Raw genomic sequence first — 14,524 nt, 5'->3', positions numbered from 1 at the left:
CCGACACCATTGATGACGGCCGTGCCGGTGAGCACCAGGTTTTCAATCTCGGCGCCGAGCGTGTAGTTGACGGACGACCTGACCGTATCCGTACCTTCGTCGGCAAGCTCCACCGCCACATCGCGGACGTCATCTACAGTGAAACTGTCATTACCCGCCCCGCCTATCATGGTGTCCGGGCCGGCGCCACCACTCAGGGTGTCGTTGCCCTCACCACCCGTCAAGGTGTTGGCGGCCGTATTGCCTGTCAGGGTATTGTTCCCGGCGTTGCCGACACCGTTGACGGCCGCCGTACCAGTGAGCACCAGATTTTCAATCTCGGCACCAAGCGTGTAGCCGATGGATGACTTGACCGTATCCGTGCCTTCGCCGGCAAGCTCCACCACCACATCGCCGGCGTTATCCACCGTGTATGTATCGTCGCCAGGGCCTCCGACCAGCATGTCGGCACCAGCGCCGCCATTCAGGGTGTCGTTGCCGGCCAGACCATAGAGCGCGTCACGCCCAATGCTTCCAATCAGCTTGTCGGCGCCCGCCGTTCCGGACATCACATGCGTGCGCTCAAAATCCGGGGCGCGTGGCGCCAAAACGATCAGATCCAGCAGGCTGCTGACCGTGCCGTCGGAGAACTCAAACTGCTGGACCACGCTGTTCAGCGCATCGCCGGTGCGCGGCATCATGATGCGTATGCCCTGGTCCGTACCCCACACAATATCGAGCGTCACGTGCGTCACGCCGTCCAGGGGCACAGCGACCTCGCCCCAGGACAGAGTCAGGTCCGCCAGCGCAAGCCCCGGACCGAAGCTCACGACGCCCCCGGGCATCAGGTCAGCGTCGGCCAAGGGCTGCAGCACCGCGAAATTGTTCGCGGTCAGTACAACGGCCGGCACGGGGTGTGTGTCGTAGTAAGAGCTTGGGAGATAGTCGTTTCCGGGACCAATGCCAAACGACGAATACGGCGTTGTGTACAAAACAGGCAGGGGCTCAACATAGCGCCATTCCGTGTCGTCGCGGGCCATCGCTTCGTCGAACGTGAGCCAGCGTGGCTTGACATTGAAAGCGGCGCGCGCATCTTCGACGCTATCAAAATACCCGGAGAAGGTTTCAACAACCTGGAAATAAAACTTCCCGCCACCGATGAAATTTTCTTTCCAGTCTTGGTAACCCATGGCCTGGTAAATGGCACCGATGGTTAAAGACCGTCCCATGCCATCAACATCCGTTTCAGGATTGAAGTCATAGCCAATGAGGTCTATGCCCTGATTGTCCGGATTCACCAGAATATGGCTGCCGGTCCGGCCGACCACCGTGTCGTGACCGTCGCCCACCGCCATGATCTTTCCGCCCTGCAGATACTGGTCTCCCGTGCCGGCCATCAAGGTGCCACCGCCGATCAGCTGAGCATTGCCCGTTCCGCCGTAGGCGAAGCCGGCGCCGTGGATGACGTTGTTGCCTACGCCGCCTATGACGGCCGAATTCTCATCGGCCCAGACCGTGTGGTCGCCATCAGCCAGCAGGGATGGCCCGAGGTTGAAACTGTGTTGGTTGTGAACGAAATTGACTGCAACGTAGTCTGGCAAGTTCCCGGAAACCGCAGCGGCGCCTGGATCCTGGAATGTCAGGGAAGTATTAGTCCCGTCGTGCGACTCATAGGTCATCTCGTAGCGTGAGCTTCTGGATATGACTTCGGTGGGATCTTCGTAGGGCCAGAAATACGAGAATTCCCTCACCCACGGTGTCTCGTTGTGCCCAGATTGCCCGAGCGCCCACCGCACCGAGCCCCACGCGGCTTGGTCACTGGCGCTTTGGCTGTACGACTGAAGCACGATGTCGCTGCCATCAACGATATTCGCCTGGGTAGAGACGGTGACCGTCGTGTCCTCGGCCACGCCCGCCGTACTTACACCCTCCCATCCGGCATAAATAGTGGAATAAGTTTGCGTGTACCAGACGACGTTCAGGTTTGCCATCAACTGGTGGCCATAGATCGCGTGCTCGATTTTTTCCGCATAGTACGACGAGAAGCTCAATGTGTAGATCGGAAGATACCAAGAGCCATCAGCGCGTTGCGTATAGCCGTTGTCCTGGTAGCTTTGTGAAATCGAGCCCAGGGCGCTGGACTGGAAATCTTTGAGCAAATCCGCCTGCAACAAAGTCCACTCAGGCCGGCTGGCCGCCACCAGCGCCTCGCCCGTGGTCGTGTTGCCCTGCGCGTCCTCAAACACCCAGGAGGTCTGGGTGGAAGCGTAATAGTCCTTGATGCGCATCGAAGCTGAAGTGCCGCGCACTTCGACCAACAAGTCATTGGCTCGCCGCACGGCGTACAGGTCTTCGAACTTCATGCCCGCCGCGCCCAACTTGATGACCGAGCCTTCGGCGGAGTCATCAAGCACATTGCTGCAGTCGGCGCTGTAGTTCAGCACGTAAGTGTCCAGGCCATCGCCACCGGCCAGGGTGTCATTGCCGCGGCTGGCGTAAAGCAAGTCGTTGCCGCCTTCGCCATACAGCATGTCGTCGCCGTCACCGCCATTGAGCGTGTCGTTGCCGGCACCTCCTGTCAGCGCATTGGCGGCCGCATTGCCGATCAAAACATTATCCGACGTGTTGCCGGTTCCGTTGATGGCCGCCGTTCCTGTGAGGGTGAGGTTTTCAACATTTTCGGCCAGGGTATGGCTGAGAGCGCTCTGCACGGTGTCCGTCCCGTCATCGGCCTCCTCAACCACCATGACACCGACATGATCCACAATGTAAGCATCGTTGCCGGCTTCTCCCGACAGTCGAACGCGCGCGTGCCCGGCTGCCAAGATGTCGTTGCCCGATCCGCCGCTCAGACTTTGGTCCTCGCCACTCGACTCCACATAAACGGCCTCATTCAGATGCTCCTTGAGCCAGTCGCCCAGTCGAATGCCGTCGATGAACTCGATGCTTCCCCGTAGCGCATCCACAATGCGCATGGCGCCTAGGTTGCCGTAGCCCAGCAACAGGTCGGCATTGTCAGTTGTCACGGAAACAGGCAAGCCATCCGCCAGTATCAGGGCGTCAGTGCCTTCGCTGTCGACCACTGTATCGCCCGCGCCTGCCGAAAAACTGTCATTGCCAGTCCCGCCGTCCAGCATGTCAATGCCGGCTCCGCCAATCAGGACATCATTCCCTCCAGCCCCCATCAACGTATCGTCGCCGTCACCGCCATCCAGGAAGTCGTCACCCTGCTGGCCTGGAGAAACGAGGTGATTGCTGTAGTTGCCGTCAAGGAGAAGGCCGGAGGAGCCGTCTCCGGACAACAGATCGTTACCGGTTCCTCCGTAAAGTGCGTCACCGGCACCGCCTCCCAGCAAAACGTCATTGCCATCGCCGCCATCCAGGAAATCCTTGCCGTAGATGATCGAAGGGACGTCGCTACCTAAAGATCGTCGCTGGGCATAGTCAACACCGTCGACGTCGCCGACCAGGATGTCGCCACCATCGCCGCCAGCCATGATGTCGTTGCCCTCCATGCCCCACAACAGGTCCTCGTCTCCGTCACCGGCAACGACGTCGTCGTAGCCTGAGCCAAAAACAATGTCATCACCATCGCCCGCACTGATAACGTCGGGATCGGGGCTTGTGAGATCAACCCAGGTTTGTGCGCTATTGATCCACTGATTCATGCCAGCCGGGTCAAACTGGACTTGCGCAAGGGCGTTCACGCCAAAGACGGGATTCCATGCCTGGACCGACGAATAAGAATACGGGTTGTAGTCGAGATAATAAAAAGTCCCGGCGCCCATGATGACATCGTCACCCGCGCCACCATGGATGAGGTCGCGGCCGGGCCCGCCGGCAATCAGGTCGTCACCCTCGCCGCCATTGATCTCGTCATCCCCCAGCCACCCTTGCAGCACGTCCTTGCCGCCCAGGCCATTGATCAGGTCGCGGTCGCGTGTGCCAAGAATGACATCATAAAAATTCTCTTCCGCCACACCACCTATCAAGCCGCCATCGTCCCCCCAATGGGTGGACGACCAGTCATAAACACCACCCACCAGCGGGCCTCGCTGATCCCCGTTGTAGATATGCTGAACGACGGTCGGCGGCGCGGCAGAAGTGTCCATCACCAGGCCAAGCTGGCCGTCCTGCCAGCCCTTGATACGTATGGCGTCAAGGCTGTTGTCTTTTATGACGCGCAGGCCACGGTCAGCGCCGCCACCCGCAAGCACGAACGTATATCCCTGTTCCGCATTTCGCCAGACGTTGTCCAGCCCCTCCACCTTCTTGCCGCCCTTCAGCGTGTTGTCGTCTACCACCAGGCGGCCCTGGCCATCGCTGTCGATGATCGTGTCGGCCCCGAATTCTCCTGTGAACTGGTAGGTGTCGTTGCCATTTCCGCCGGCAAGCATGTCGGTGCCGGCGCCGCCGTTCAAGGTGTCGTCGCCTCCGCCCGCATAGAAGGTGTCAGCGGTGTTGCCGCCGATCAAGGTGTCGCCTCCGCCGCCACCTATGAATATCTGCGTTTTGCCGCCGTCTTTGGCGATCGCAGTGGCCCCTTCATTACCGCTGACAACATTCCACTGGTCGTAATTGGAAAGCTCGGCAAAGGTTCCATGCGCAGTGGCAACGGAATTTAGCCAAGTGTCCACGTAACGCATCGCTTTGTTCTGCGCCCCCTCCAGGCCTGCGCCCTGGGCAGAGGTGTATTGCAACAGATTCCCGGTTTGGGTGAAGAACTCCTGGCCTGCATAGTTGCCGTCTTGCCAAAAATACCATTCGATACCTTGGGCGGTCAGCGCATCTTGCGCGGCCCGGCTCAGGCCGGCCATATTGACGCCCATCTTTTGCAGGTCATTGGCGAAGTGGCTGAGCATTGCATTGGGGGCAGTGTCCGCTACGCCGATTTGATTGCGGCTGAGCCAAACCAAAAAATCCTGCTCTCTGCCCGTAATCAAATCCACCGCATAGAAAGTTCTGTCAAATACCAGCGGCAGGGCACTCGGCAAGGTGGCGGCCCACTTGTTAAAGGTCGGGCTCATCAAGCCCGCGGCATGCAAATCAATGCTGTGCTTGGCGGTCATGCCCAGTTCGGTTTCACCGGCAGTGAATAGCGAAATGCGTGTGCCCGAGGTTTCGATAAAGGGCAAGAGGAAAAGCGTTTTTTCCAGTATTTCGCCCTTGACGGCCCAGGCCTGGACCTTGGCCGAGCGCGCGGTGTAGTCACCGCCTGGGCTGAAGTCGGCCAAGGCTTCTGGAATACCACCCAGATGGGGGTCGATCAGAGCATTAGCAAAAAGCTTGGCCCTGATGGCGGCCAATGGCCCCAGGGCGCCCAAGGCGTATTGCGTGGGATCGGCGGACTTGCCAAACGGTGCCGGCGCAAAGACCTTGGCAGGCCGATCAAAATACACGGCCATCATGGCGGCCAGGCCGCCACCCAAGCTATGCCCGGTAAAGGTGATGTTGTTGCCGAGATCGGCAACAACCCTTTGGTAAAGCTCGGCCGCCGCAACAGCTTGCGGGCCTAGCAGGCCGACAGCCAAGGGCATATTGCCCGCGAGCCAGTCGCCGGCTTGCCCCGCGCCTGAACCACCAAACTGCGTGCCCGCGTAGGCGATCACAATTTCGCCCGTCACGTCTCGATAGACCCGGGCGCTAAAACCGCTGCCGAGAAAATTGGCATTGGGGCCGGATCCTGAGATTGCGTATTTGGTTAACTCGGTCCATCCTTGTGGGATAGGGGCGTCGTTCTTATTAAATTGTCTGGTGTCGCTGTAGGCATCGCCTGATAGCATTGCGTACTCGAATGGCTGTGTCAATTCGAGCCTCCTGTTTCATTGATTGGTGTAGAAGGGCCGCTTGAATTTGTGCCCTTCTCCCGCGGGCGACAAGTGTTGACATGACCTGAGCCAAGAGGATGTTTGACTAACCAATCCTCCTTGTCTTTTAGCGATATGAGTCGCCCATGAAATTGGGCGTGCTCAGCGGCTGAGCCATATAGCAACATGTTTGGCTCGCGCAGCGCCTGCGGCAAGTCGTGGATTCGGATGGGAACAAATTGAGTACCCACAAGCTTCGCTACCTCGTCGCAATTAAGCGAGGGATAGCGCCCCCAGTCTTGCCCCGGTATTTCCTCGGAGCGGTAATAAGATCCCCCTCGCAGCGTGACGTACCATGCGCCCCCATGCTGATCAAGAAGGGAAGGTCCAAATCCTTTGAACAGCTGGGTGACTTTGCCGGTTGTTCCGCCGGCATCAAACGTCAGCGTCGTATCTCTTGACATGATGGTGCCGCCGTACCGCTTGAATCCTTGATGGATGCGTTCATAGGTATTCTTCAAATGCACAACGATCACGCGTCCATCGTGCAGCTGCACTTCTTCATTCCATTCAAGATCAAACCATCGGTCATACAGGCATCCGCCCAGTAATGGTGTGGATGCCGCAGCCATCAACAAGGTGCGGCGGTTCATGCCGAGGCTCCAGCAGATATTCCCAGGAAGTGAAGCAATGGCGTCGTGACGAAGAGCACAAACAACAGGAATTTGGTCAGCAAGCGCAAGGACCGGTCGGGTATCAGGTTACCGAGTCTTTCAACGGCCCACCCGCAAACAGCAATCCATGCCACTATCGGGACGAAAAGAAAAACATCTTTCATCGAATGCTTCTGCTTTTTTGGCGCTCAAGCATGCCTTCCCATGCCATCGGCGGTTGACTCAAAACCATCACACCTTCTCCCTTTGCAACGCACTAGGGGACGGACTGTAAAGACATGCGGGGAAACACGCCAATAGTGTTTAAACATCCGCGCATACGCTTCCCTCATAGAGAGAATGGACACAAACTTCAGCGTGGACACAGACCCAGTCAGGCGCGCGCCTGCCTGCGCAGCTCATGCGTGCGAATGAAAAAACGGGATTGAATGCGGAGGGCGCAGATGTCCCTCGGAGGATGCTCGCTAGCGAAAATCAGGCGAAGCAAAAGCTCGCATTAGAGGCGCGACAGGATGCCGGCATTCAGACTGGCGCAAGATGGAAGGCGTGTCACGCGAGCGGTGACGCCCCAGCCCTCAATCTTCCAGCATGCGCACCTTCACACTCTTGCCCTTGACGCGGCCGGTGGAGAGTTTGTTCAGTGCTTCGGCGGCAATGCGGCGATCCACTGCAACATAGGTCGAGAACTCATTGACATTGATCTTGCCGACCTGTTCGCGCGTGAAGCCGGCCTCGCCGGTCAAAGCGCCCAGAACGTCGCCGGCGCGGATTTTTTCTTTTCGGCCGCCGACGATCTGCAGGGTCACCATGGGCGGCAGCAGTGGCTCATTGCTCTCGGGTGTCAGCTCGACCAGTTTGTGCCACTCGGACTCGGCCTTCTGCAGCACTTCGATTTTTCCGACATGGCCCATCTCGTCCATGCTGGCCAGGCTGATCGCCCAGCCTTCTTCGTCGGCGCGGCCGGTGCGGCCTATGCGGTGGATGTGCACCTCGGCGTCGGGTGTGACGTCGACGTTGATGACCATCGCGAGTTGCGCGATGTCCAGGCCGCGCGCGGCGACGTCGGTGGCGACCAACACCGAGCAGCTGCGGTTGGCGAACTGCACCAGCACCTGGTCGCGCTCGCGCTGCTCGAGTTCACCGAACAGGGCCAGCGCACTGAAACCCTGGTCTTTCAGATAGGCCACCAGGGCGCGGCACTGCGACTTGGTGTTGCAGAACGCCAGTGTGCTGGCCGGGCGGAAGTGCCGCAGCACCTGCGCGACGGCGCCCAGGCGGGCTTCGTCATGGTCGCTGTCGGGAACCTGGTACCAGCGCTGCTGTATCTTGGTTTTTTCATGCTGGGCCTGGACCGTGATGGTTTGCGGCGCCTTCATGAACTGCTGGCTGAGCTTGGCGATGCCTTCGGGATAGGTGGCCGAGAACAGCAGGGTCTGCCGCTCTTTGGGGCATTGCTTGGCGACGGTGACGATGTCCTCAAAGAAACCCATATCCAGCATGCGGTCGGCTTCATCGAGCACCAGGGTGTTGAGCGCCTCGAGGTTCAGGTTGCCGCGCGCCAGGTGGTCCATGATGCGGCCGGGCGTGCCGACCACGATGTGCGCGCCGTTTTCCAGGCTGGCTGTCTGGTTGCGCAGCGGCACACCGCCGCACAGCACCACGACTTTGGTGTTTTCTTCGGCGCGTGCCAGGCGCCGGATTTCGGTCGCCACCTGGTCGGCCAGCTCGCGCGTGGGGCACAGCACCATGGCCTGCACCGCGAAGCGGCGCGGGTTGAGGTTGGCCAGCAAGGGAATCGCAAAGGCGGCTGTCTTGCCGCTGCCGGTCTTGGCCTGGGCGATCAGATCCTTGCCGAGCAGGGCCACCGGCAGGCTGGCCGCCTGGATAGCTGTCATGCTGAGGTAGCCGAGCTGCTGCAGGTTGGCCAGCATGGCGGGGGTCAGCGGCAGGGTATTGAAGTCAGTGCTTGCTGCGCCAGATGCGGGCGTCTTGGAGGGAATATTCATTTACCGATTATCGGCGCTCGGTACTTAAGCCCTTCAGGCGCCGGTTCGCGCTCCTGCCGGGCAGCAGCAGCGCGAGGCGTATCACGCCAAGACATGCACTCGGCTGACACCGGCGCGCCATCCCTTGCCCAGAAAAGCCATTCAAACTGAGCTGGGTATTCTAAAAGAATCCAGTTCGTGTATCATACAACAAAACAATGTATCATTTAATGATACGAAAATTTTCGCTTATTTTGTAAGACAACCTGGCCTAACTTACTGGAGCATCAGAATGGGAATCACATCAACGGGTCCGCGCCGCTTGCTGGTGGCAGCCATGGCTATGACGCTGTCGGGTCTTGCATCGGCTGCCGATTTACGCATCGGATTCAAGTCCGAAGTGACGTCCGCCGATCCCCATGTTCTGGGCGCCGCGAACCGCAGCGTGTGGGTGAACGTCTACGACTCGCTGATCGGCCAGGATGAAAAGCTGCACCCCATTCCCCTGCTGGCCTTGTCCTGGAAAGCGATAGACGACAAGCAATGGGAATTCAAGTTGCGTCCCGGCGTCAAATTCCACAACGGCGAGCCCATGACGGCCAACGACGTGAAGTTTTCACTGGACAGGGCCAGGGCGCTGGCCGGCCCGCGGACATTCAAGACCTATTTGAGAACGGTCGACAGCGTCCGGGTACAGGATCCGCTGACGGTCATCATCAAAACAAAGGAATCAGCGCCTACCCTGCCTGAAAACGTGGGCCTTGTGGCCATTATTCCGAAGGGAAGCGGCGCGGAGATCAAGGAGGAGGACTTCGAGAACGGGAAAGCGGCGGTGGGCACCGGGCCTTTCAAATACGCGGGGCTCATTCCAAGCCAGCAAGTGACCATGACACGCAATGACGCCTACTGGGGCGCCAAGCCCGCCTGGTCAAAGGTGATCTACCAGTTCATCCCCAAAGAACCGGCAAGGGCCGCTGCGATGCTGGGCGGAAGTGTCGATGTCATTGACGGCGCCGCCGGTGGCTTGAGCGACACCTTGAAGAAGAGCGAAAAGGTGTCCGTGGTTTCCACCGCGTCCTATATGTTCAACCATCTGCACATGGACCAGTTCCGCCCGGTGTCGCCTTATGTCACCGGCAGCGACGGCAAGCCGCTGGCCAAAAACCCCTTCCAGGACAAGAGAGTTCGCCAGGCGATCTCGGCGGCCATCAACAGGGAGGCCATCAACAAGTTCGTCATGAAAGGCGATGCGGAACCCGCAACGCAGATCGTTCCCGCCGGGTTCTTTGGATATGAGCCGGCACTAAAGCTTCAGGCTGCGGACACGGCGCGCGCCAAAGCGCTGCTGGCCGAAGCCGGCTATCCATCAGGATTCAAAGTGGTCCTGCATTGCACCAACGACCGCTACCTCAACGACGCGCGGGTCTGCGAGGCGATTGCCCAGATGCTGACCCAGGCCGGCATCAAAACCGACGCCAGGACCCTCCCCTATGCCAATTTCGTGACACGGGCGACGAGCGGCGGAGTGGGTGGCGCGCCAGAGTTCAGCCTGGCCATGTTTGGCGTCGGCGCGGTTCTCGGCGATTCGCTGGAGCCTTACACCGCCTCTATTTCCACCTATGACAAGGCCCTGGGAACCGGGGCCAACAACTACGGCCGCTACAGCAACAAGGAGTTTGACGCGGTGATCCAGTCCGCCTCCAGGACACTGAACGAAAAGGAACGCGAGGAGCTGCAACGAAAGGCCGCAAGGCTGGCCGCCGAAGACGTTGCCGTCATACCGGTGCACAACGCCAAGGCTGCATGGGGATTGCGAAAAGGCCTGAGCATGGCCCCCCGCAGCGACGGGCTCACGTTGGCGAGCAGCATCAAAGAAGTGGCTTCGAAGTAATCAGATCAACGAACAGGGCGGTGGGCACGTGGCCATCCGCGCCAAACCAGGGAAGTAAATGAAAGACTCGACGTTCAGCAATCTTGCTATGGTGATTGAACGCAATGTGATGGTTCCGATGAGGGATGGCGTCAGGCTGGCCACCGACATCTACCGGCCGAGGCAAGAGCCTGGCGAGCACGGGCAGTCATTTCCCGTGATCATGGAACGTACGCCATACGGAAAGCACCTCGACAGCCGCACTGAACGCGAACCGGGAAGCACGGGCCCCATGTCACGGGAGGAGGTCGCAACCTACTTCGTCGCCCAGGGCTATATCGTTGTGTACCAGGATTGCCGCGGACGATACGGCTCCGAAGGAACGTTCACCAAATACCTCAGCGAAGCCAACGACGGCCATGACACCTGCGAATGGATAGTCCGCCAGCCCTGGTCCAACGGCAAGATAGGGACCAAAGGCCTTTCCTACGCGGCACATACACAAATGGCACTGGCGTCCACCGGCGCGCCCGGCCTGGTGGCGATGTATGTCGATTCCGGCGGGTTTTCGAACGGCTACCAGAGCGGTATTCGCCAGGGCGGGGCTTATGAGCTGAAGCAGGCGGCCTGGGCCGTCCTCTTCGCATCCAGCATCGCCCAGAGGTCGGGCAACACAGCCGTCGCGAGCACGCTGAAGCATATCGACGTCGATGACTGGTTCAAGAGGATGCCGTGGCGCCGCGGGAACTCCCCGCTTTCCGAAACACCCGAGTATGAGGAGTTTCTTTTCGACCAATGGGAACGAGGCTCGTTCGATGAATACTGGAAGCAGCCCGGCATCTATGCGGAAGGTTTCTACCATCACCTGAAAGACGTGGCCACGGTTCACATGTCTTCCTGGTACGACGTCTATACGCGCACTGCGGCTGAAAACTACATGAACCTCAAAAAGATGGGTGCACCTGTGCAGCTCGTCTTTGGCCCCTGGGTGCACGGCAACCGCTGGTTAAGCTATTCGGGCGATGTGGATTTCGGGGAGCAATCCACGTTCGGCCAGCATGTCGCGGCGACCTTTCTTGAGGCCCGGTTGAAGTGGTTCGATCGCTGGCTCAAAGGCCATACCACCAACGAAGGCGATGCCCCGGTGAAGCTGTTTGTGATGGGAGGCGGGTCCGGCCGGAAAAATGCCGAAGGACGCCTTGACCACGGCGGCTGCTGGCGCTCCGAGCAGGACTGGCCGATTCCAGACGCGCAGTACAAGCCTTACCACCTGCACACCAATCGTTCACTTTCGCTCGCCATCCCGGAGGGCGAAGCCGGCGTTCTGCAGTATCGCTTCGACCCGAAAAACCCGGTGCCCACTTTGGGCGGCGGCGTGGTTTCTCGCCCCCCCGGGATACTGGCCGGCGCCTTTGACCAGACGACCGATGAGCGCTTCTTTGGCTGCGCGGAACCGTTCCGCCCCTTGACGGACCGTGATGACGTGCTTTCCTTTTCCTCCGACCCTCTGTCTCAAGACATTGAAATCACAGGGCCTGTGGTGGCGAATCTGTGGGTGTCGTCCGATTGCCCCGACACGGATTTCACCGTCAAGCTGGTCGATGTCTACCCGGCCAACGAAGACTATCCAGAGGGTTTTGCGATGAACCTCACCGACGGGATTTTGCGGGTGCGGTACAGGGACTCATGGGAGAGCCCGGAGTTGATGACGCCTGGGACGGTCTACCCCATACGCATTGAGGCGTTTCCCACAAGCAACCTTTTCAGGGCCGGGCATCGCATCCGGGTTGACATTTCAAGCAGCAACTTCCCGCACTTTGACGTGAACCCGAACACCGGGGATCCCGAAGCCCAGGCAACGACAAGCAGAACGGCGCTCAACAAGGTGCACATGAGCGGCCGGTATCCATCGCACGTGGTGCTCCCCGTGATCCCGAAGCGTTCTTGATCAAGTGAAGCGAGGGCCTGAGGCCTCGCACCGCAGTCAGGCCGCGGATGCGCCGGCGCGGTAGCCGAGCTCCGCCGAAAGATCGTCGGCTGCTGCGCACAGCGGCTTGGCCAGTTTCTCCAATCCTTTGGGCGTAATGCGGCTTGCAGGAATCGAGATCGCCATGGCTGCGATGACTTTTGACGTACCGTCGCGAACCGGCGCCGCAATGGAGAGGACCTCCGTTGCGATTTCGCCCAGGGACGTGGCATAGCCCTGTTTTCGGATCTTGATCAGCTCCTCGTTCCATTTGGAGCGCTGAACAATGGTGTTGGGGGTGAACTTCTGGAAGTCCTGGGCAAAGAACTCGTTCAAAAACTCCGTGGGCGCGTAGGCCAGCAGAACTTTTCCGGATGCACCACCGTGAAGAGGCCTTCTCATGCCGACGGACCCGTGGATGCGCACGTCATGGGTGGAGTCCCACCGGGCGACGGAGACCGACTCAAAGCCGTCGCGCACGCGAATCTGGACGATCTCGTTGAACTGGCTGGCCAGTTGCTGAAGGTATTTGCCGGCCTGCCTGACCAGGCTGACCTGCTCATCGGCGGCCAGGCCCACAAGCAGTGCGTTGTAGCCCAGGTGGTAGGTCGCGGCGTCACCTGATCGCTGCACAAAACCGCGCCGCTCCAGCGTGCTGAGAAGGCGGAACGCCCTGGCCTTGGTGATTTCCGATCTTTTGGAAAGCTCGGTCACGCCCAACCCCGGGTTCTGGGCTACAAGCATCAATAAGCCGAGTGCTTCATCTACCGACGCGACGTTATAGTCCATTGCCTTCTTTGACGCCGATTTGCTTTCGGCGGTTATATTGGAATTAGCGGAGCATTCTACCGTCCGGGCTCAATACGATGATGTCGACATACGACGAGCCCGAGTGATTTGCAGGAGAAAAATTGACGGTGAATCCGCCGAGGTTCAGATCCCTCAATGACTCCAGCGATCGTTTGATCTTTGCCGAAGTCGGGTTTGGCCCGGTGCGCTTCAGGCCTTCGGCCAACACCCTGGCCGCGATGTAGCCCTCGGTCACCGCCAGGGTCAGGTCAGACCCCGGTGCACCATATTTCCTGTGATCTTCCTGCATCTCCCTGACGAGGATGGACGTCTTGCTGGACGGGTCGGGAACAACCAGCGCTATGCCCAATCCGTAGGCCGCCTGCTTGCCGATTCTTTTCACAACGGCGGCGCCATCGGTGACCGAAAGGGCAACGACAAACGCCGAGCTTCCGCCTTGACGGAAGCTTTTGTAGAACTCGGCGGTCGCGGCACTTGTCGCCACTGAAATCACCGCATCGGGTTTGGCCTTGAGGATGGTTGCGACCGCCTCACCGACATCGGTCGTGCCGTATTCGTAGCTCGCAGTCCCGGAGAGCTGAAGGTTTTTTCCCTTGATGGCGCGCAGCGCCCGATCGTAGCCCTCAACCCCGAACGGACTCTTCTCGTAGAAAACCGCGACGCGTTTGTGCCCGATGATGCCCATGTGGGACACAATCTTCTGCACCTCCTGGGCATAGTTGGCGCGTGTGTGAAAAATCCAGGGATTCACCGGCTCATGAAGCGAGACGGCGCCCGTTCGAGGCCCTACCAGGGGGATACCCGCCGCGGCCAACACCTTTTCCCGAACCAGTGCTTCAACAGGGGCTGTTCCGGAGAATCCAATGAGTGCCACGGGCTTCTCCTCCTGGAGGATCTCCCTCGTTTTTTCCAGCGAGTCCGCGGCCTCCGGCCCTCGGTCTTTGGTGACGAGTTTGAGCTTTGCTCCGTTGATGCCGCCCCGGTCGTTGACCGCATCGAAATACAACTGCACGCCCACCTTGACCTGGCTCGCAGCGGAGGCCGGGTCCTTGAGCTGGCCGACCTGGCCTATCACGATGTCTTGCGGAGCTGATGAGGCGATTGCACAGGCTGTCGCCAGAATGCCTGTGCTGATCCAATGTTTAATCGACATGGCTATGCTTTCCCGAATGATGAAGCCCGTCCGGGGCGTTTCTGTTATTGATGACAAAAGCCCGCCGGAGGCGGGCTTTGTGAACCGGACGTTCAGGCCGGTTCCTGCGGTGCTCAGAAGTTGTGCTGAATGCCGACGCCGTAAACGCGAATCACGTCGTTGGCGACGCGGTTGTTCGGGTCCTGGCGGTCATAAAAGGCGTAGAGCGACGTGCGATTGCTCATCTTGTAGGAGTAGCCTGCCTGGAAGCGCTTGAGCTTGCCTGCCGGATCGCTCTGCA

At 59.4% G+C, this 14,524-nt stretch carries 6 protein-coding genes and 1 pseudogene; 2 read left to right on the top strand and 5 right to left on the bottom strand.

Going from position 1 to position 14,524, the window contains the following annotated elements; genetic code table 11:
- The 3 genes and pseudogenes from BLQ85_RS24940 to dbpA all read right to left on the bottom strand — a co-directional run.
- Positions 1 to 5,786, bottom strand: a pseudogene (locus tag BLQ85_RS24940) (hypothetical protein); the annotation flags it as partial.
- Positions 5,783 to 6,439 (bottom strand): hypothetical protein, encoded by a 657-nt coding sequence (locus tag BLQ85_RS24490; RefSeq protein WP_139201109.1) that lies wholly within the window; start codon positions 6,437 to 6,439, stop codon positions 5,783 to 5,785. The gene BLQ85_RS24490 and the pseudogene BLQ85_RS24940, both read right to left, overlap by 4 nt.
- 596 nt (positions 6,440 to 7,035) lie before the next feature.
- Positions 7,036 to 8,466 (bottom strand): ATP-dependent RNA helicase DbpA, encoded by a 1,431-nt coding sequence (gene dbpA / locus BLQ85_RS23825; protein WP_074580450.1) that lies wholly within the window; start codon positions 8,464 to 8,466, stop codon positions 7,036 to 7,038.
- Positions 8,467 to 8,737: 271 nt separating this feature from the next.
- Between dbpA and BLQ85_RS23820 the strand changes: the two genes are divergently transcribed.
- Both BLQ85_RS23820 and BLQ85_RS23815 read left to right on the top strand, forming a co-directional pair.
- Complete coding sequence (locus BLQ85_RS23820; protein WP_074580449.1) at positions 8,738 to 10,336, top strand: ABC transporter substrate-binding protein; 1,599 nt, start codon at positions 8,738 to 8,740, stop codon at positions 10,334 to 10,336.
- 58 nt (positions 10,337 to 10,394) lie between these two features.
- The gene (locus BLQ85_RS23815) at positions 10,395 to 12,263 is read left to right on the top strand and encodes a CocE/NonD family hydrolase (protein ID WP_074580448.1); all 1,869 of its coding nucleotides are present in this window, start codon (positions 10,395 to 10,397) and stop codon (positions 12,261 to 12,263) included.
- Positions 12,264 to 12,299: 36 nt separating this feature from the next.
- Here the strand turns inward: BLQ85_RS23815 and BLQ85_RS23810 are convergent, their stop codons facing one another.
- Both BLQ85_RS23810 and BLQ85_RS23805 read right to left on the bottom strand, forming a co-directional pair.
- Positions 12,300 to 13,070, bottom strand: a complete 771-nt coding sequence (locus BLQ85_RS23810; protein ID WP_074580447.1) for an IclR family transcriptional regulator — start codon at positions 13,068 to 13,070, stop codon at positions 12,300 to 12,302.
- A gap of 43 nt (positions 13,071 to 13,113) precedes the next feature.
- Complete coding sequence (locus BLQ85_RS23805) at positions 13,114 to 14,244, bottom strand: ABC transporter substrate-binding protein (protein WP_083336979.1); 1,131 nt, start codon at positions 14,242 to 14,244, stop codon at positions 13,114 to 13,116.
- Positions 14,245 to 14,524 lie beyond the last annotated feature (280 nt).

It is taken from the genome of Polaromonas sp. JS666, from assembly GCF_900103405.1.
GTDB lineage: Bacteria > Pseudomonadota > Gammaproteobacteria > Burkholderiales > Burkholderiaceae_C > Polaromonas.
The sequence above is the reverse complement of the archived record's forward strand: the minus strand, read 5'-3'. Positions and strand labels throughout refer to the sequence as shown.